The sequence below is a fragment of the Actinomadura sp. KC345 genome (assembly GCF_004348515.1).
Taxonomy (GTDB): Bacteria; Actinomycetota; Actinomycetes; order Streptosporangiales; family Streptosporangiaceae; genus Spirillospora.
This window is the reverse complement of the sequence record NZ_SMKH01000139.1, coordinates 1-19,247: the sequence shown is the minus strand read 5'-3', so window position 1 is coordinate 19,247 and position 19,247 is coordinate 1. Positions and strand designations below refer to the sequence as shown.

Here is a 19,247-nt window from a genome sequence, read left to right as displayed (position 1 = left end):
TGTGTATAAGAGACAGGTGGTGCCCCGAGCGCTCCCCGACCTTCAGGACGGTCTCGTAGCGGCCGGGGCCGACGTGCTGGCGGCCGTGGGCGAGGGCCCGCGAGAGGTCGTGGTCGGCGCCGACCTCGCGGTGCATCTCCTGGGACAGGACGTCGCAGAATTGGCGGCGGGTCAGCAGGTAGGCGCGGGCGGCGGCCCGCCCGGGGAGGTCCGGGTCGTAGAAGGCCGTCCCGCCGCCCCAGGTGCGGGAGTCGTGCGCGAAGTAGATGCCGCCGGGCACGGTGATCGACCGTTCGGCGCGGGCGGGACGGGGGTCGCGGCAGCCGGCCTGGCGGCGGGCGCCGCCCTCGGGACGGCCGCCCGACAGGTAGCAGCGGAACCTCTCGCGGAACAGGTTCGAGCCGTAGGCCACGTACCAGAGCGGTTCGTCGTTCATCTTCCCCAGTATCCACGCTGGTCAGGAGTCGACGCGGGACGAGGCGGGACAGGGATCCGATTCGCGAGGTTTGGCGGGAGGTAGGGGCGGAAATGAAACTGTCCGAGCAGGTGTCTACGACGCAGATACCTCCGTGCTTCCCCTGTGATGTACCGGAGGATCCGTCATGCACCGCCCGCTGAACATCGCTCTCGTGTCCGCCTCCGACCTCGACGGCGAACACCTGCAGTCAATCCATGTACGGGACCTCGCACGTTCGCTCACCCGTCCGCTGACCTCGGACGGAGAGCCGAACCAGGTCACGGTCTACGCCCGGCGCCAGGAGAAGGGCGCCCGCGGCCGGGTCAAGCTCGCGCCCGGCGCCGTGCTCGTCCATCTCGACGCCGGGCCCGCCCGCCCGCTGTCGGACGAGCAGATGCTGAAGCACGTCCGCGATTTCGCCGACGAGCTGCGCCGCCGCTGGTCGGGCGGCGGACGCCCCGACATCGTGCACGCGCACGGCTGGATCGGCGGCCTCGCCGCCTGCGCCGTCGCCCGCGAGCTGGACATCCCCTTCGCGCAGAGCTACCACGGTGTCGCCGCCGCCGAGCGCCGCGCCGGGCACCCGGTCCACCCCCACCGGGACCGGCTGGAGAAGGCCATCGGCCGGGACGCCGACGTGGTGCTGGCCGGGCATGCCGAGGAGGCGGGCGCGGTGGTACGCATGGGCGTCCCGCGTCCCACCGTGGCCGTCGTCCCCTACGGCGTCGACGGTGAGCAGTTCGCCCAGTCCGGCCCCTCGATGCCGCGCGGCGACCGGCGGCGCCTGGTGATGGTCTGCGACGACCTCGCCGCCGGGGACGTCGAGACCGCGCTGCACGCGCTGGTGCACATCCCGCACGCCGAGCTGACCGTCGCGGGCGGGCCGGCGCGCGAGGAGCTGGACAACGACCCCGTCGTGCACAAGCTGACGCTGCTGGCCAAGGAGCTGCACGTCGCCGACCGGGTGATCTTCCTGGGCAGGCTCCCCCGCAAGGCGCTGCCGAAGCTGCTGCGGACGGCGAGCCTCGCGCTGTGCCTGACGCCGCACCAGCCGTGCCCCTCGGTGCCGCTGGAGGCCATGGCCTGCGGCGTGCCCGTCGTGGCGACCCCGGCGGGCGGCAACGCCGACGAGGTGCTCGACCGCATCACCGGCCTGCACGTCCCGGCGGGACGGCCCGTCGTGATCGGCCGCGCGATCCGGCATCTGCTGGCCGAGGAGACCACGCTGCACGGCTACTCGATCGCGGCCGCCGACCGCGCCCGCTCCCGCTACTCGCTGGAGCGGATCGCCGCCGAGACGCTCCGCGCCTACCAGAAGGTGCTGCCCGCACCCGAGCCCGAGCCCGAAGCCCAGGCCGAGCCCGCCGCCGAGCAGGCGGCCGAGGACGAGGCGGTGCACGAGACCGACAGGACCCCCGCCCTGGTCGGCTGACGCGCACCGTCCGCGCGGGCCCCGGTTCCCTTACGGTTCCGGGGCCCGTTCATGCCCGCCCCCTTCATGCCCGGTCCGGTGGGATACTGGGCGGAATGACCGGAGGGGACGGCCGATGCTGATCGGCAGGGGCGCGGAGTTCGCGGAGCTGGCCGCCGCGCTGGAGCGGGCCGCGGGGGGCGGCGCCGCGGTGGTGCTCGTCAGCGGCGACGCGGGCGTCGGCAAGACGCATCTGGTGTCCGCGCTCGCCCGCGCCGCCCGGGACGAGGGGTGCGCGGTCATGGTCGGGCAGTGCGCCGAACTCGGCGAGAGCATGCCGTACCTGCCGCTCACGGACGCGCTGTGGGCGTCCGCGCAGTCCGGCGCCCCCGAGGCGGACGAGGTCCGCGCCGCGATCGGCGCCCGGCCCGTGCTGGGACGGCTGCTGCCGGACGGCGACGGGGGCCCGGCCACGGCGTCCGAGCTGAGCCAGCAGCAGCTCTTCGGGGCGGTGCTCGGGCTGCTCGGCGAGCTGGGGGCGGAGCGGCCCGTCCTGCTCGTCCTGGAGGACCTGCACTGGGCCGACCGCTCGACGCGTCATCTGCTGACCTTCCTCAGCCGCGTGCTCCAGCGCGAGCGGATCTGCCTCGTCGGCACCTACCGGTCCGACGACCTGCACCGGCGGCACCCGCTGCGGCCGGTGGTGGCGGAGCTGCTGCGGCTGCCGAACGTGACCGGCGTCGAGGTCGCCCCGTTCGGCCCCGGCGAGACCGCCGAGTACCTCGCCGCGCTGTCGCACGGGACCGCGCCCGTGGCCACCGAGGTCATCGAGCGGGTGCACCGGCGCTCGGAGGGCAACCCGTTCTACGCCGCCGAGCTGTACTCGGCCGGACTCGGCGGCGAGCCCGCGGAGCTGCCGTCCGGGCTCGCGGACCTGCTGCTGTCGCGGATGGAGCGGCTGTCGGACGCCGGGGAGCGGGTCGTGCGGGTCGCCGCGGTCGCCGGGCGCCGCATCGACGACGAGTTCGTCCGCCGGGTCTCGGGGCTGGACGAGGCGGCGGTCGGCGAGGCGCTGCGCGAGGTCGTGTCGCACCAGCTGCTCGTCCCGTCCGGGGCGGGGTACACGTTCCGGCACGCGCTGCTGCGCGAGGCCGTCTACGCCGACCTGCTGCCGGGCGAGCGAACCCGGCTGCACGCCGGCTTCGCGCGGCTGCTCGCCGGCCTCCCGGAGGGGACGCGCGGTTCGGCGGCCGAGCTGGCGCACCACAGCCTCGCCGCGCACGACCTGCCCGCCGCGTTCGCCGCGTCCGTCCGGGCCGGGCGGGAGGCGGCGCGGCTCGGCGCGCCCGCCGAGGCGTTCGGGCACTACGAGCGGGCGCTGGAGCTGTGGGACGCGGTCCCGGACCCGGAACGGGCCGCGGGCACCGACCGGGTCCGGCTGTCGCTGACGGCCGCGAAGGAGTCGGCGCGGGCCGGGGAGCCGCGCCGCGCCGTGCACCGGCTCCGCCGGCTGGCGGACGCCGCCGGCCCCGCGGACCGGCGGCTCGGCGCGGAGATCCGCGAGCATCTCGCGACGTATCTGAACGACATCGACGAGCTGGAGGAGTCGCTGGCGGCCGCGCGGGAGGCGGTGGCGATGCTGGCGGACGGCCCGGCGTCCGCCGGGCGCGCCTGGGCCCTGGCCACCTACGCCCGGTCGCTGCTCTACCGGGACCCGGACGGGGAGATGCCGGAGCTCGCGGAGCGGGCCGTCGCCGAGGCCCGCGCCGCGGGGGCCGCCGGCGCCGAGGCGGCCCTGCTGGTCACCCTCGGGCTCCACCGGGAGTCGCGGGAGGCCGACCCGGCGGTCGCGGAGGTGTTCGCGCGGGCGGGCGAGCTGGCCGAGGCGGCCGGGGACAGCCCGCACACGGCGGTGCGGGCCAGGTACCACCACACACGGACCATGTTCGATCGCGGCGACCTCGCGGGCGCGGCGGCCGCCGCCGACGACGGCGTGCGGTTCGCGCTGGACAAGGGCCTCCGATGGAGCACCTACGGCATCATCATCCGGTCCCTGCGGTACCTGATCCACTACACGACCGGCGACTGGCCGGAGGCGAACCGGCTCGCCGGGGAGTTCGCCGTCCAGGTCGTCCGGGTGGCCGAGGCGCAGACCTCCGCGTATGCGCTGTTCGTCGAGGTCGCGCAGGGCGCGCCGAACGCGGACGAGCGGCTGCGGTGGATCGAGCCGCTGCTGGGGCAGGACCTCTTCCTCGACTACCTCGCCCGGGGCCTGGCGGCCGAGCACGCCCTGTGGCGGGGCGATCCGCATACGGCGGTCGAGCACGTCGCGGACGTCCTCGCCGGCCCGTACAGCGACACGGACGGAATGATCCGGCTCGCGGCGACGGGCCTGTGGGCCCACGCCGAGATCGCGGCACGCGCCCGCGCCGCCGGCGACGGCGGCGCGGTGCGCGCGGCGCAGGAGGCGGGCGACGAGCTGCTGCGCGTCGCCAGGACGGTGTTCACGGTCACCCCCGCCGGGCATCCCCGCGCCTGGCTCGGGCTCGAGGGGCATGCCTGGCTGGCTCGGGCCGAGGCCGAGCGGCGCCGGGTGGACGGCGTCCACGACGTGGAGCTGTGGCGCAGGGCGACCGACCTGTTCACCTACGGCGACCCCGACGGCGGGTTCGTCTACGAGGCGGCGCGGTCGCGGTGGCGGCTGGCCGAGGCCCTCGCCGAGAACGGCGACCGTGAGGGCGCCGCCGCGGAGTGGCGGTCGGCCGCCGGCACCGCCGAGCGGCTCGGCGCGGCGCCGCTGCTGGGGGCCCTCCGCGATCTCGGTGACCGGGCCCGGCTCGGCGCCGCGCGTCCGGAGCCCCGCCCGGCCGGCCCGCTGGGCGGCCTCACCGGGCGGGAGCGGGAGGTGCTGAAGCTGGTCGCCGAGGGCCTGGGCAACCGGCAGATCGCGGCGGCGCTGTTCATCTCGCCGAAGACGGCGAGCGTCCACGTCTCGAACATCCTCGCCAAGCTGAACGTCGCGAGCCGCACCCAGGCGGCGGCCGTCGCGCACCGCGAAGGCATCTGATCTTGCGTCGAATTGACCGCGCGGGTAACGTCGGTTCCGTGACTGCCGGGTCGGCCATGGGCCACGAGCGAGTGAGGTTCCCGGCCTCCGAGTGAGGCCGGGGCGGGCGAGAGGCCCGCCTTTTCCATCCTCGCCTTCTCTTACTTCCATCTTGCGTTCGCGCGCCATCGCGCGACGTCATCGGGCATGCCCGACGCTTCGACATGCCCTGCTCCGCCATTCTTCCAGCCATGGACACGCGCCATTTCCATGGCCGATTCGTCATGCCCCAAACAGTCCAGGAGATATATGGATTTCAACAGTCAGGTCATCGAGGAGTTCCGTGCGAACGGCGGCCGCGTCGGCGGCATGTTCGAGGACGGGCGGCTCCTCCTGCTGACCACGACCGGGGCGCGTTCCGGCGCCCGGCACACCACGCCGCTCGGTTACCTGCCGGACGGCGACCGGGTCCTGGTGATCGCCTCGGCCGGCGGCTCGCCGAAGCACCCGGCCTGGTTCCACAACCTGGTCGCGAACCCGCGCGTCACGGTCGAGAGCGGCGACTTCCACTACGAGGCGGACGCCGTCGTCCTGGAGGGCGGTGAACGCGACGCCGCCTTCGCGCGGGCCGCCGAGGCCGACCCGGGGTGGGCGGAGTACGAGACCAGGTCGGGTCGGACGCTCCCGGTCGTCGCCCTCGTGCGTCTCCAGCCCGGGCCGCCGGCCGGACCGGAGACGCTCGGCGGGATGATCCTCGCGGTGCACAACGCGTTCCGCAGGGAGCTGGACCTGATCCGCAAGGAGGTCGCCGCGTCCGGGGCCGGTCTGGGCGCGCAGCTGCGGATCAACTGCCTCACCCTGTGCCAGGGACTCGGCAACCACCATCTGGGCGAGGACACCATGGTCTTCCCGCTCGTGGAACGCCACCACCCCGAGCTGGAGCCGACGCTGGCCCGGCTGAAGGACGAGCACAAGACGATGCAGAGGCTCCTTGAGGAGCTGCGCCTCGTCCTCGACCACGGAGACGCCGCGTCCCTGCTCACCGAGGTCGAGCGGCTCACCAAGGCCCTCAACGCCCACCTGGACCACGAGGAGGAGACGGTCGTCCCGCTCCTCGCCGCGATCGAGCTCTAGAGCAGGCCGCGGCCCGGGATCAGGGGGAGGTCGAGGGCGGTGAGCAGGCCGGGCGGCGCCTCGACGACGGCGGGCACGGCGTTGACCAGGCGCATCGCGGTCGCCTTCAGCCCGGCGGTGTTGTGGTCGCCGTCCGTTCCGAGGAGCCGGAGGTCCACGGTGTAGTTCGGCTCGCCGTGGACCTCCACGCGGTAGCAGCCCTGGCCCGCAGGCTGCGGCCAGTCGGGGGCGAGGTCGTCGCGGAGCCGGGTGACGTGCTCCAGGACGATCACGGCCTCGCCGCCGCGCATCCCCCGCACCTCGAACCGCAGGGCCGCCGCCGTGCCCTTCTCGATCGTCCCGGCGGAGACGGCGAAGGTGTCGGGAGCGGGGAGCCGGGTGTGCCACTCGGCGACCTCGTCCAGTTTCACGCCGAGCCCCGCCGCGATCTGCCGGACGACGCTGCCCCACGCCATCGTCAGGACGCCGGGCTGCAGCAGCATCGGCGTCTCGTCCAGGGACCGGCCGAAGCCCATGATGTCGAACAGCACCGTGCCCTGGTCGTAGGTGGCGTAGTTGAGGATCTCCACGCAGCGGACCTGGTCGATGCGCTCGCTGATGCCGGTGACGGCGAGCGGGAGCACGTCGTTGGCGAAGCCGGGGTCGATGCCGTTGACGAAGATCGACGCCCCGCCCTCGGCGGCGGCCTCCCGCACCGGCTCGGACATCCCGGCGGGCACGACGCCGTCCGGGAACTGGAGGAACACGGGGCTGCTGGAGACGACGTCGACCCCGGCGCGCAGGATGCGGCACAGGTCGTCGATCGCCTCCATCAGCCGCACGTCGGCCATCGAGGTGTAGACGACGCAGTCCGGCCGCAGCGCGAGCAGCGCGTCCGCGTCGCCGGTCGCGGTGACGCCGAGGTCGCGCCCGAGACCCGCGAGCTCCCCGGCGTCCTTGCCGACCTTGCCGGGGTTGGAGACCCAGACGCCGGCGAGGTCGAGGTCGGGGCGGGCGTCGATGCCCGCGATGGCGTGCCGGCCCACGTTGCCGGTGCTCCACTGGACGACGCGGTAGGTCACAGATCCTCCAGGCCGAGGTCGAGGTTGGGGTGCTCGATGCCGCCGTCCACACGCAGGAGGGCGCCGGTGACGTAGGCGGACGCGGGCGAGGCGAGGTAGAGGACGGCGGCGGCGACGTCCTCGGGGTCGCCGACGCGGCCCAGCGGCGTCTTGCGCTCCATCTCGGTGCGCAGCTCGTCGCTGGTCATGACGATGTCGAGCGCGGACGTCGCGACGGACCCGACGGCGATCGCGTTGATCCGGACGCGCGGCGCCAGGTCGAACGCGGCGAGCCGGGTGTAGTGGGCGAGCGCGGCCTTGGCACTGCCGTAGGCGAGGTAACCGCGGCCCGCGATCCGGCCCATCACCGACGAGATGTTGACGACGCTGCCCGCGCCCGACTCCAGCAGATGCGGGACGGCCGCGCGGGTCAGCGCGTGCGCCGTGCTGACGTTGAACTGGAACGCGTTCTCGAGGTGGCGCGGCTTGGTGTCCATGAACGGGGCCGGCATCGCGCCGCCCATGTTGTTGACCACGATGTCCAGGCGGCCGAGTTCGGCGGCGGCACGGCCGGCCAGCTCGGCGGCGGCGTCCGGGTCGGCGAGGTCGGACGGGACGACCACCGCCCGCCGCCTGGCCGCCTCGATTTCGGAGGCGACCTTGCGGAGTTGCTCCTCGGTCCGGGACGAGACCACCACGTCGGCGCCGGCCTGCGCGAGCGCGACGGCGGTGGCCGCGCCGATGCCGCGGCCGGCGCCGGTCACCACCGCGGCCTTGCCGTCGATTCGGAATCGATCCAGGATCACCGGTGCCACCTCCGGGCCGCCCGCCTCTGGCGCCCCAGCCTACGCAGGAAGTAGAACATGTTTCAATATCCGTGCGAGGTCCGCCGCCCCGTCAGGCGAGGAAGTCGAACTCCACGCCGGAGCCGGCGGCGCGGGCGGCCTCGTAGGCGCACCAGCTCACCGCGAGGTCCTGCCAGGGCAGCCCGACCGGCGCGTACACGGTGACCTCGCCGCCCTTCACCCGTCCCGGCACCTGGCCGCGCAGCAGGTCGCGGAGCGTCCCCGCGGCGTGCTTCACGTCCAGCCCGGCCCCGGCCAGCACGCCCATCTCGACGGCGAGGGGGACGTCGTCGACGACGACGCGGGCGCCCTCGATCAGGTCGGTGCCGAGTTCGGCCTTGCCCGGCTCGTCCGCGCCGAGCGAGGTGAGGTGCGTTCCGCGCGTCACGTCTCCGGCGTGCAGGATGGGGCGGCGCGCCCAGGTCGCCGTGACGACGATCTCGGCGTCCTGGACGGCGACGCGGGGGTCGGCCGCGACAGAGGCCGGCAGCCCGAGCCGGGCGCCGTGCCGTTCGGCGAAGTCGGCGGCGCGGCCGGCGTCGAGGTCGCAGACGGTGAGGGCGCGCACCTCCCGCAGCTCGGCCAGCCCCCGCATGACCAGTTCCGCCTGGGCCCCCGCGCCGATCACCGCGACGGTCCCGGCGTCCGGCCGGGCCAGGGCGTGCGTGCCGAGCGCGGCGGCAAGCCCGGTGCGCCACGCGGTGACGGTCGCCGAGTCCAGCTGAGCCAGCAGCTCGCCGGTGCCGAGGTCGTGCAGGCAGACGACGCCGCGCAGCGCCGGGCGGCTGCCGGGGAACTTGGCGTTCACCTTCACCGTGTAGGCGGGGATCTCCTCGACCAGGCCCGGCAGCAGCGCCGTCGCGGTGCCCTGGCCGGGGAGCCCGCCGACCACCCGGCGCGCCGCCACCTCGCCCTCCTCGGCCCTGAAGCCGCGGCGCAGCGCGTCGAGGCATTCGACGGGGTCGAGCAGCGCCTCGAGGTCGGAACGGGCCAAAAGGAGCGTCACAGGACCATCCTCCCGCCCGCAGCGCCCCCACGTCACTATCGCCGCCGTGCGCGTTGACTTGCGGCGTGTTGTTGTCTTGGACGGGCTCATAACAACAACACGCCGCAAGTCAACGGAGGGGTGGGCGGTGGCGCTGCGCGGCCAGGGTGTCCCAGTCGGTGAGCCAGTTGCGGCCCACGTCGTCGATGAACGAGCCGGGGGGCGGGTTCACGCGGTGCTCGGACAGCCACGTGCCGGGGCGGCGCATCGAGGGGCGCAGGGCGCCGTCGCTCGGCATGAGCTGCGGCGGGATCGGCGCGGGCATCGTCTGCGGCGCCGACTCGGCGGCGACCTCGGCGAGGTCCTTCTCCTCCGCCATCCCGATCGGCCCCTCCCGGCGCGCGTTGAAGAACTGGTTCACCGCGGGGTGCGTGCTGGACAGGACCATCTCCCGCGGCCCGAACATCACCAGGCCCCTGCGGAAGAGCAGGCCGAGGTTGTCCGGCAGGACGCGGGCGGTGCCGATGTCGTGCGTGACGATCAGGAACGTCGCGCCGAGCTGGGTGTTGAGGTCGACGAACAGCTGGTTGAGGTACGCGGTGCGGACGGGGTCGAGGCCGGAGTCCGGCTCGTCGGCCAGGATGACCTCCGGGTCGAGGACGAGGGCGCGGGCGAGCCCGGCGCGCTTCTTCATGCCGCCGGAGATCTCGCCGGGCAGCTTGCCCTCGGAGCCGGACAGGCCGACCATCTCCATCTTCTCCAGCACGATGCGCCGGATCTCCGACTCGCCCTTCTTCGTGTGCTCGCGCAGCGGGAACGCGATGTTGTCGTAGAGGTTCATGGAGCCGAACAGGGCCCCGTCCTGGAACAGCACGCCGAACTGGCGGCGCAGCGCGTAGAGGTCGTTCTCGCGCAGCCGGGGGACGTCGCCGCCGCCCACGTACACGTGGCCCCGGTCGGGGCGCAGCAGCCCGACGAGGTTCTTGAGGAACACCGACTTCCCGGTTCCGGACGGCCCGAGCAGGGCGGAGATCTCGCCCGCCGGGATGGTGAAGGAGACGTCCTCCCAGATGACCTGCCGCCCGAACGACTTCCTCAGCCCTTCCACCCGGATCTCGACACCCATGGGCACTCCCATGCGGGGAACCGGGGGCGGGGGGTCCGCGTCTTATGTCCGGTCCCCCGTCGCCTCGACTGTACGTCGCGGCCCGCCCGGCGGGGAGGCCCAGTGGCACGGCGTCCGATGCCAGACGGGCAAACAGGACGTTTCCGGCCGATGGCGTACACGAATCCAGCACCCATTGTGACAATCCGTACCCTACTGATTAGTCACTTTGTTGCCTTACGCCGGCCTTCAGGTTTCTTCCAGCATGTGCGGTGACCTCCGGCGCACCAACCCGGGTGCGCCCAATTCCCCCTGGAGGCCCTGTGAAGATCCGTCCCTCCCGTATCGCCGGCGCCGCCGCCGTCACCATGGCGGCGTCCGGCATGGTGGCGACCGCGCTCGTCGCCGCTCCCGACACCACGGCGACCGCCGGCACCGCCGGCGCCGGCACGTCCACGCCGGACGTGGGCACGCTGTCCGCCGAACTGGCCGGGCAGCTCGGCTCCCGAACGGCCGGCTCCTACCTCGACCAGGCCACGCGCAAGCTCACGGTCACGGTGACCGACGACAAGGCGGCCCAGGCGGTCCGCGCCGCCGGCGCCGTCCCGAAGGTCGTCACGCGCAGCGGCTCCGACCTGGAGCGGGTCATGGGCGCGCTCAAGCGCGACGCCACCGTCCCGGGCACCGCCTGGGCCGTCGACCCGGCCGCCAACCAGGTCGTCCTGACCATGGACAGCACGGTCAAGGGCGCGGAGCTGAAGAAGGTGAAGGCCGCCGCGGCCAAGCACGGCGCGGCGATCCGCACCGACCGCGTCGCCGGGAAGTTCCGTCCGTTCACCGCGGGCGGCGACCCCATCTTCACCGGGGGCTCCCGGTGCTCGCTGGGCTTCAACGTCACCGACGGAACCGACTTCTTCTTCCTGACGGCGGGCCACTGCACCGAGGCCGGCTCGACCTGGACCGACGAGTCGGGAGCGACGCTCGGCGACACCACCGGCAGCAGCTTCCCCGGCGACGACTACGGCATCGTCCAGTACTCCTCCACTCCGGAGGACTCGGAGGGCGGCGTCACGGGCGAGAACGGGTTCGTGGACATCACCGAGGCCGCCGACCCGGCGGTCGGGCAGAGCGTGATCCGCAGCGGCAGCACCACCGGCGTGCACACCGGAGAGGTCACCGCGCTCGACCAGACGGTGAACTACGCCGAAGGCACCGTCAGCGGCCTGATCCAGACGACGGTCTGCGCCGAGCCCGGCGACAGCGGCGGCTCGCTGTTCGACGGGTCCACCGCGCTCGGGCTGACGTCCGGCGGCAGCGGCGACTGCTCCTCCGGCGGCGTCACGTTCTTCCAGCCCGTGACCGAGGCGCTCTCCGCGCACGGCGTGGAGATCTACTAGTCACGGCCCGGTAGGGCACGGCGGCCCGCCGGAGCTCCCAGGCGGCGGGAAGCCCTGACCGGCCCCGGTTCCTCACGGCGAGGAACCGGGGCCGGTCCGCGTTCATTGATCCACAACATGAAGGCGTTTCATAGTCTGACCACGGGACCGGCACGAGGGTGACAAGCACTTCGTCCCGAATTGGTCAGCTTCTGCGTCTTACATCAGCGTTGACGGTTCTTCACGATGTCGGTGACCTCCGGTGCACCACTCGGGTGCACCCAATCCCCCGTGGAGGCACAAGTGAAGATCCGTCACAGGCGCGTCGGCGCCGTCGCCGTCACAACGGCGACGTCAGCAGTGGTGGCCGCCACCCTGGCCACCGCACCCGCCGCGTTCGCAAGCCCGGCGGCACCCGCCGCCCCGGCCGACCCCGGCGCCGTCGCGACGTCGCTCGCGCAGCGGCTCGGCTCCCAGACCGCCGGCTCGTATCTCCAGGACGGCAAGCTCGTCGTCACCGTGACCGACGCCGGCGCCGCGCAGACCGTGCGGGCCGCGGGCGCCGTCCCGGAGACCGTCGCGCGCAGCGGCGCCGAGTTGAACCGGGTCATGGCCGCGCTCAAACGGGACGCGACCGTCCCGGGCACCGCGTGGGCCGTCGACGCGGACGCCAACCAGGTCCTGCTCACGATGGACAGCAGCGTCAAGGGCGCCCAGCTCGCCAAGGTGCGGGCCGCCGCGGCCAAGCACGGCGCGGCCGTCCGGACCGAGCGCGTCGCCGGGACGTTCCAGAGGTTCACCCTCGGCGGCCAGGCCATCCGGACCGGCGGCTCCCGCTGCTCGCTGGGCTTCAACGTCCGCAGCGGCGGAACGTACTACTTCGTGACCGCAGGGCACTGCACCAACATCGGCTCGACCTGGACCGACGGCTCCGGCCGGGTGCTCGGCACCAGGTACGCCAGCAGCTTCCCCGGCAACGACTACGGAGTGGTGCGGTACACCTCGACGCCCGCCGACACGCGGGGCGCCGTCAGCCTCTACGGCAGCGGCACCCGCGACATCACCGGCGCGGGCAACGCCACGGTCGGGCAGACCGTGTACCGCAGCGGCAGCACCACCGGCTACCACAGCGGCCGTGTCACCGCGCTCAACCAGACGGTGAACTACGCCGAGGGCAGCGTCTCCGGCATGATCCGCACCACGGTGTGCGCGGAGCCGGGCGACAGCGGCGGCTCCCTGTTCGCCGGGTCCACCGCGCTCGGCCTGACCTCCGGCGGCAGCGGCAACTGCAGCTGGGGCGGGACGACGTTCTTCCAGCCCGTCACCGAGGTGCTCAACCGCTACGGCCTGAGCGTCTACTGACAGGTACGACGAGAAGGAGGCGGGCCGTCCCCGGGGGCGGCCCGCCGCCGTCCGCTCCCGGCTCAGGGGGCGGCGGGGACTTCGAGGGTGCGGAGGATCTCCGCGATGACGTCCGGCCGCCGTTCCGTCAGGTAGAAGTGGTCGCCCGGCAGGACCTTGAGGGCGAAGCGCCCGTCGGTGACGTCCGCCCACCCGGCGGCCCGGTCCTCGGTCACGTGCGGGTCGCGGTCCCCGATGATCGCGGTGACCGGGACGGCCAGCCGGGGACCGCCGGCCCGGTGGGCGTAGTCCTCGATCAGCCGGAAGTCGTTGCGCACGTACGGCAGGACCAGTTCGCGCAGCTCGGGGTCCTGAAGGGCTTCGGCGTCGCTGCCGCCGAGCTTCACCATCTCGGCGACGAGGCCGTCGTCGTCCTTCCCGGCGACGCGGTCGCCGCCGCGGTCGTGCGGCGGGCGGGCGCCGGAGGCGAACACGTGCACCGGGGCGCTGCCCCGCTCCTGCAGCAGCCGCGCGACCTCGTAGGCCAGGACCGCGCCCATGCTGTGCCCGAAGACGGCGGCGGGACGGTCCATCAGCGGCGCCATCGCGCCGGCGACGAGGCGGGCGAGCTGGTGGGCGTCGGTGACCATCGCGTCGGCCATCCGGTCGGCGCGGCCCGGGTACTGGACGGCGTGCACCTCGACGGCCGGGCTGATCTCCTTGGCCCAGGGCCGGTAGAACACCGCCGACCCGCCCGCGTGCGGCAGGCAGAACAGCCGCATGGACGCCCAGGGCCGGTTCTCCGGGCAGCGGAACCAGGTCACGTGATCAACTCCTCCATGTCTCCGGCGACCACGCGCGGGTCGTGCGGCAGCGGCCACGGGGCGGCGCGCGGGTCCGGGACGGGCTTGGGGGCGGTGGTCTCCGCGGCCACCCTAAAGCCCCGGCGCCGGTAGTTCCCGATCGCGTGGCGATGGTCGAGGGTGCTGGTGCGCAGCCACACGCGGGTGGCGCGGCCGGTGCCGCGGGCCCACAGCTCGCCGCGCTGCCAGGCGCGGCGGGTGCACTGCTCGACGAGGTAGCCGCCATAGCCGCGGCCGACGAAGGGGTGGGTGAGCCCGACGAGGTGGATCTCGGTGTTCCCGCCCGGCTGCGCCTCGATCTCGAAGAAGCCCGCGATCGTGCCCTCGGCCATGGCGATCCAGGTGGACAGCTCCGGGCGGTCCACCCACGCCTCCCAGTCGGCGTACGTCCAGGGGAACCGGTCGGTCCAGCAGACGCGGGCGCCGACGGCGGCGTACAGGGCGCGGTTGACCTCGGGGGACGGGAGGCCGGAGAGCGTGAACGTCATCTCGACGCGGGGCAGCGGCGCGGGGCGCAGGTCCGCCGCGTCCAGCATCTCCATCGTCCACTCGGTGACCGCCGGGACCAGGACCTCGCCCTCGTGGAGCGCCGACCGGCCGCGGTCAGTCACCCATCGCCTTGATGAGGCTCTTGGGGCGCATGTCCGTCCAGTTCTCCTCGATGTAGTCCAGGCACGCCTGCCGGGTGTCCTCGTCCTTGGCCACCGTCCAGCCGGCGGGGACGTCGGCGAACGACGGCCACAGCGAATGCTGGCCCTCGTCGTTGACGAGGACGACGTAGGTGCCGTCGGGGTCTTCGAAGGGGTTGGTCACGTCTGTCCCTTTCAATTAGTGCTCTGAAGTTTGTCGAGTTTCGCCGCCAGGACGGCGCCCATCTCGGCGACCGGGCCCGATTCCATGAGCAGGTGGTGCTCGACGTCGACGGGGTAGTCCTCGATCTCCCCCTCGACGAGGGGGCCCCAGTTCGAGCGCGCCGTGGGCGAGTCTTCGTCGCGGCCCTTGAGCGCGGTGAAGAACACGATGTCGCCGCGGAACCGTCCCGGCCGGTACACCTCGGCCTGGTGGAGGCCGTTCTCGTAGTTGCGGTAGACGTTGACCAGGTCGTCTTCGCCGAGGGTCGCGAGGGCGTCGTCGCGTTCGGCGAGCACCGCCATGATCTGCTCCATGTCGGGGTTGCCGTCCGCGGCGACCATGCTCGCGTCGATGCCGATGCTCTCCAGCAGCTCGGGGAGGATCTCGCGCCGCTCCGATGCGAGGTCCTGGGTGTGGTACGCGTCGATGAGGGCGAGCAGCCCCACCCGCTCGCCCGCGGCCTGGAGCCGCACGGCGATCTCGTAGGCGATGAGCCCGCCGAGCGACCAGCCCGCGATGTTGTAGGGGCCGGTCGGCTGGACGGCGCGGATCCGCTCCAGGTACACCTGCGCCGACTCCTCGACGGAGCCGGGCGGTTCGGGCCGCGTGAACCCGGTGGCCTGGAGGCCGTAGATCGGCTGGTCGGGGGCGAGGTGCCGCTGGAACTGCAGGTAGCTCCATGACAGGCCGCCCGCCGGGTGGACGAAGAAGACCGGCGGACGGGTCCCGGACGTCCGGATGGGCAGCAGCACCTCGAACCCGAGCGTGTCCTCGGGCTCGCCGACGTGCGCGAGGGCTTCGACCGTCTGGTGGGTGAACACGTCGCGGGGCGTCAGCTCGATGCCGGCCTGCCGGGCCCGGGTGACGAGCTTCAGCGCGGCGATGCTGTCGCCGCCGAGGTCGAAGAAGCTGACGTCGGCGCCGACGCGGTCCAGGCCGAGGACGCCGGCGACGATCTCGCAGAGGCGCTCCTCGTCGGGTGTGGCGGGGTCGCGTCCGGCGGCGGCCTCCTCGTGGCCCGGGGCGGGCAGCGCGCGCCGGTCGAGCTTGCCGGTCGGGCCGACGGGGAACGTGTCGAGGCGGACGAACGCGGCGGGCACCATGTACGCGGGCAGGCGTTCGGCGGCGAAGTCCCTGAGCCCGTCCACCCCACGCTTGTCGCCGGGGGGTTCAGGGGGGCCGTCCCCCCTGGCGGAACCCGCGGCGATGACGTAGGCGACCAGGGTCTTGGCGCCCGGGACATCCTCGCGGGCGATGACGGCGACGTTCGCGACGTCCGGGTGGGCGGCGAGGGCGGCCTCGATCTCGCCCGGCTCGATCCGGAAGCCGCGGACCTTGACCTGGGAGTCGGCGCGGTCGAGGTAGTCGAGGGTGCCGTCCGCGCGCCACCGGACGAGGTCGCCGGTGCGGTACATGCGGTCGCCGGGCGCGCCGAACGGGTCGGCGACGTAGCGTTCGGCCGTCAGGGAGGGCCGCCGCAGATAGCCGCGCCCGAGGCCGGCGCCCGCGATGTAGGCCTCGCCGACCACACCGGGCGGGACGGGCCGCAGCCCGTGGTCCAGCACGTACACACGCATGTCGTCGAGGGGGCGGCCCAGCCCCGGGAGCGTCTCGGACGGGTCGGCGAGCGGGGCGCGCTGCGCGGCGTAGGTCGTGTAGGTGGTGGCCTCGGTGGGCCCGTACACGTGCCCGACCTCGGTGTCCGGGCAGGCGGCGAGGACCTTGCGCATCGCGGCCGGCGATCCGGCCTCCCCGCCCGTCAGCACCTCGCGGAGGCCTGCGAACGCGTGCGGGCGCTCGTCGGCGACGAGGTTGAACAGGGTCGTGGTGATGAAGAGGCCGGTGAGGCCCTCTTCGGTGATGACCTCTTCGAGGGCCTCGCCGTTCAGATGCCCTGGGGGCGCGAACACGGCCGTGCCTCCGTGCAGGAGCGGCGTCCACAGTTCGTAGATGGACGCGTCGAACGCGTGCGGCGAGTGGACGAGCACCCGGTCGTGGGCCCCGTTCCGGAGACGGCCGTCGGAGGCGAGGTCGACGGCGTCGCGGTGGCGGAGCATGACGCCCTTGGGCACGCCGGTCGAGCCGGACGTGAACAGCACGCAGGCGAGCCGTTCGGGATGGGACGCCACGCCCGGGTCGGAGGCGGGCTGCGCGTCCGTCTCGGGGTCGTCGTCCACCACGAGGATCCGCGCCGGCGTGTCGGGGCCGGCCACGCGGTCGCGCATGGCGCAGTCGGTGATCAGGACGGGCGCGTCGACCTCGGCGACCGCCCACGCCGTCCGCTCCGGCGGGTGGCCGTGGTGGATCGGCGCGTACGCGCCGCCCGCCTTGAGGATCGCGAGCGACGCCACGGCGACGTCGGCCGACCTTTCGAGGAGGACGGCGACCCGGGTCTCCGTCCCGACGCCGAGGCCGATGAGGCGGTGCGCGAGCCGGTTCGCCCGCGCGTCCAGGTCCGCGTAGGTGAGCGTCTCCTCGCCCGCCCGGACGGCCGGGGCGCCGGGCGTCCGGGCCAGCTGCTCCGCGAAGCGGCCCGTGACGGTGCCCGGAGCGCGGCCGGTCGCCCCTCCCTGCCAGGTCTCCAGGACGTTCTGGCGCTCGTCGTCGTCGAGAACGTCGATGCGTCCCAGCGGCAGGTCGGGGCGGTAGGCGACGGCCTCCAGGATGCGGACGAAGCGGCGCATCAGGCGTTGCGCGCCGTCCCCGGTGAACAGGTCGGTGCGGTGGTCGATGCGCAGGGACAGGCCGCGGCCGGGGACGGCGGCGAAGGTCAGCGGGTAGTGGGACGCGTCGTGGCCGTCCACGTCGTGGAGGGACAGGCCGCCGAGGTCGGCCCCCGCGGCGTCCGGGTCGAACGGGTAGTTCTCCAGCACGGTCATCGTGTCGAAGAGGGTGCCGGTCCCGGTGAGGCGCTGGATGTCGGCCAGGCCGAGGTGGTGGTGCGGCATGAGCGCGGCCTGCTCGTCCTGGAGCCGGACGAGCGCCTCGGCGACGGTGTCGGCGGGGCGGACGCGGACGCGGATCGGCAGCGTGTTGATGAACAGGCCGATCATCTGCTCGACGCCGGGAAGCTCCGGAGGCCGCCCGGACACGGCCGCGCCGAACACCACGTCGGCCGAGCCGGTGAGCCGGCCGAGCAGCGTGCCCCAGGCGAGTTGCAGAACCGTGTTGAGGGTGACGCCCTGCGCGCGGGCGCGCGCGCCGAGCGCGGCGGTGAGGTCCTCGGTGAGACGGGTCCGGACCCGTCCGGGCGTGCCGGCGCCCGGTTCCGGTGCGCCCGGTGCCACGAGCGTGGGTTCGTGAACGCCGTCGAGGGAGCGGCGCCAGGCGTCCTCGGCGGCGGGACGGTCCTGCGCGGCGAGCCATGCCAGGTAGTTCTTGTACGGGGTGACGCGCGGCATCCCGGCGTCGTCGCCCTGGGCCAGGTAGAGCGCGAACAGCTCGGTCTGCAGGATGGGTGTGGACCAGCCGTCCAGCAGGATGTGGTGGTTGGTGAACACCATGCGGTGAAGGCCGTCGGCCAGCTTGATGAGCAGGAAGCGCAGCAGCGGCGGCTTCGCCATGTCGAACGGCCGGGCGCGTTCGGCGCCGGCCAGCTCCCGCGCCTTCGCCTCGCGTCCGGCCTCGGGCAGGCCGGACAGGTCGGCGTCGTCCCACGGGAGCCGTACTTCGCGGTGCACGACCTGGACCGGCGAACCCTCCTTGCGCTGCCGGAACCCGGCCCGCAGGTTGGCGTGCCGCCGCAGGAGCGTCGCGGCGGCGGCGCGCAGGGCGTCCGCGTCCAGGGGGCCGCGCAGGTCGAACACGATCTGCGCGGTGTAGACGTCCTTCCCCGAGTCGTACAGCGCGTGGAAGAAGAGCCCCTGCTGCAACGGGGACAGCGGGAGGATGTCCTCAAGCTGCGACTTGCTCACTCCAGCTCCCATTCGCCGTCGAGCTCGGCGGCGAGCTCGTCGATCTCGTCCTGGCTGACGTCCACCAGGGACAGGTCGGACGGGGTGAACCCGCCGACGGGGCCGTCGGACGCGCCGTCCACGACGTGCGCGACGAGGCCGCGCAGCGCGGTGAACCAGCGCCCGGCGAGGTCCTCGACCGCGGCGTCGTCGAACAGGCCGCCCGCCCACGTCCATGTCGCGGACAGTTCGGGGCCGTCCGGCAGGTCGCGGGTGTGCGCGTTGACCTCGATGGCGTGGACGAGGCCGAGCGCGCCGTCCTGCGCGGGGCCGAGGGCGCCGGTGTCGTCCTGGCCGGCCGGTCCCCAGTCGGCGGCCTCGGGCGCGGCGGACCGGCCCAGGTAGTTGAACGCGATCTGCGGGCACCCCGACAGGCCCGCGCCCACCGCCGGGTTGAGGTAGCGCAGCAGGCCGTACCCGATGCCGTTGTCGGGGATCTCGCGGAGCTGCTCCTTGACCTGTTTCAGCGCGGTCCCGACGGCCTGGCCGCCCTCGCGGACGTCGGCGGGCTCGACCCATCCGGCGTCGAGCCGCACCGGGTGGATCGAGGTGAACCAGCCGGCGGTGCGCGACAGGTCCACGCCGGGGACGATCTCCTCGCGGCCGTGCCCTTCGAGGTCGATGAGGACCGCCGTCCCGTCGCCGGCGCCGCGGTCGCGCCGCCACCCGGCGACGGCCAGGGCGAGGCCGGTGAGCAGCACGTCGTTGACCCGCCCGTGGAAGGCGGCCGGGACGTCGGCGAGCAGCGGCGCGGTGACGTCGGCGGGCAGGCCGAGGGTGCGGTGCCGCGCCGTCGCGAACGTGTCCGTTCCTGGGCCGAGGGGGCGGGTGCCGAGGAG

14 protein-coding genes and 1 pseudogene are annotated in these 19,247 nt (G+C 73.8%); 5 read left to right on the top strand and 10 right to left on the bottom strand.

The window, feature by feature from the left end; all coding sequences use genetic code 11:
- Nucleotides 1–436 (bottom strand): annotated as a pseudogene (locus E1281_RS22440) (histone deacetylase); the annotation flags it as partial.
- 166 nt (nt 437–602) lie between these two features.
- On the opposite strand from E1281_RS22440, the gene E1281_RS22435 reads away from it, so the two are divergent.
- The 3 genes from E1281_RS22435 to E1281_RS22425 all read left to right on the top strand — a co-directional run bounded on the left by E1281_RS22435 (nt 603) and on the right by E1281_RS22425 (nt 6,048).
- Nucleotides 603–1,889: a glycosyltransferase gene (locus tag E1281_RS22435; protein WP_131881270.1), complete on the top strand. Its 1,287-nt coding sequence runs from the start codon at nt 603–605 to the stop codon at nt 1,887–1,889.
- A 115-nt stretch (nt 1,890–2,004) separates the two neighbouring features.
- A complete protein-coding gene (locus E1281_RS42655; RefSeq protein WP_131881268.1) occupies nt 2,005–4,935 on the top strand; it encodes a helix-turn-helix transcriptional regulator in 2,931 nt (976 codons plus the stop codon).
- A gap of 288 nt (nt 4,936–5,223) precedes the next feature.
- Complete coding sequence (locus E1281_RS22425; RefSeq protein WP_131881266.1) at nt 5,224–6,048, top strand: nitroreductase/quinone reductase family protein; 825 nt, start codon at nt 5,224–5,226, stop codon at nt 6,046–6,048.
- On the opposite strand, the gene E1281_RS22420 is transcribed toward E1281_RS22425, so the two are convergent.
- The 4 genes from E1281_RS22420 to E1281_RS22405 form a co-directional block, all read right to left on the bottom strand.
- Entirely contained in the window at nt 6,045–7,109 is a 1,065-nt protein-coding gene (locus E1281_RS22420) for a diacylglycerol kinase (protein ID WP_131881265.1), read from the bottom strand. The two genes, E1281_RS22425 and E1281_RS22420, sit on opposite strands and share 4 nt — an antisense overlap.
- Nucleotides 7,106–7,894 carry an SDR family oxidoreductase gene (locus E1281_RS22415; protein WP_131881263.1) on the bottom strand — a complete coding sequence of 263 codons (789 nt, stop codon included), beginning with the start codon at nt 7,892–7,894 and terminating at the stop codon, nt 7,106–7,108. Before E1281_RS22415 ends, E1281_RS22420 begins: the two co-directional genes overlap by 4 nt.
- Nucleotides 7,895–7,985: 91 nt before the next feature.
- Nucleotides 7,986–8,939, bottom strand: a complete 954-nt coding sequence (locus tag E1281_RS22410; protein WP_131881260.1) for an ornithine cyclodeaminase family protein — start codon at nt 8,937–8,939, stop codon at nt 7,986–7,988.
- A gap of 109 nt (nt 8,940–9,048) precedes the next feature.
- Nucleotides 9,049–10,044, bottom strand: a complete 996-nt coding sequence (locus tag E1281_RS22405; RefSeq protein WP_131881259.1) for an ABC transporter ATP-binding protein — start codon at nt 10,042–10,044, stop codon at nt 9,049–9,051.
- 302 nt (nt 10,045–10,346) lie between these two features.
- Here E1281_RS22405 and E1281_RS22400 point away from each other — a divergent pair, with 302 nt between their 5' ends.
- Both E1281_RS22400 and E1281_RS22395 read left to right on the top strand, forming a co-directional pair.
- The gene (locus E1281_RS22400) at nt 10,347–11,420 is read left to right on the top strand and encodes a S1 family peptidase (RefSeq protein WP_243717249.1); all 1,074 of its coding nucleotides are present in this window, start codon (nt 10,347–10,349) and stop codon (nt 11,418–11,420) included.
- 282 nt (nt 11,421–11,702) lie between these two features.
- On the top strand, nt 11,703–12,761 hold the full coding sequence (locus E1281_RS22395) for a S1 family peptidase (RefSeq protein ID WP_243717248.1): 1,059 nt from the start codon (nt 11,703–11,705) through the stop codon (nt 12,759–12,761).
- Nucleotides 12,762–12,823: 62 nt separating this feature from the next.
- Here E1281_RS22395 and E1281_RS22390 read toward each other — a convergent pair whose 3' ends face one another.
- The 5 genes from E1281_RS22390 to E1281_RS22370 all read right to left on the bottom strand — a co-directional run.
- Nucleotides 12,824–13,564 carry an alpha/beta fold hydrolase gene (locus tag E1281_RS22390; protein ID WP_131881255.1) on the bottom strand — a complete coding sequence of 247 codons (741 nt, stop codon included), beginning with the start codon at nt 13,562–13,564 and terminating at the stop codon, nt 12,824–12,826.
- On the bottom strand, nt 13,561–14,214 hold the full coding sequence (locus E1281_RS22385) for a GNAT family N-acetyltransferase (RefSeq protein ID WP_243717247.1): 654 nt from the start codon (nt 14,212–14,214) through the stop codon (nt 13,561–13,563). The genes E1281_RS22390 and E1281_RS22385 overlap by 4 nt, the downstream gene beginning before the upstream one ends.
- Nucleotides 14,207–14,416 (bottom strand): MbtH family protein, encoded by a 210-nt coding sequence (locus E1281_RS22380; RefSeq protein ID WP_131881253.1) that lies wholly within the window; start codon nt 14,414–14,416, stop codon nt 14,207–14,209. Before E1281_RS22380 ends, E1281_RS22385 begins: the two co-directional genes overlap by 8 nt.
- A gap of 11 nt (nt 14,417–14,427) precedes the next feature.
- Nucleotides 14,428–18,369, bottom strand: coding sequence for a non-ribosomal peptide synthetase (locus E1281_RS22375; protein WP_243717246.1), 3,942 nt, complete (start codon nt 18,367–18,369; stop codon nt 14,428–14,430).
- Nucleotides 18,366–19,247 (bottom strand): condensation domain-containing protein (locus E1281_RS22370; RefSeq protein WP_243717245.1); only part of this gene is annotated, 882 nt, incomplete at its 5' end. The genes E1281_RS22370 and E1281_RS22375, both read right to left, overlap by 4 nt.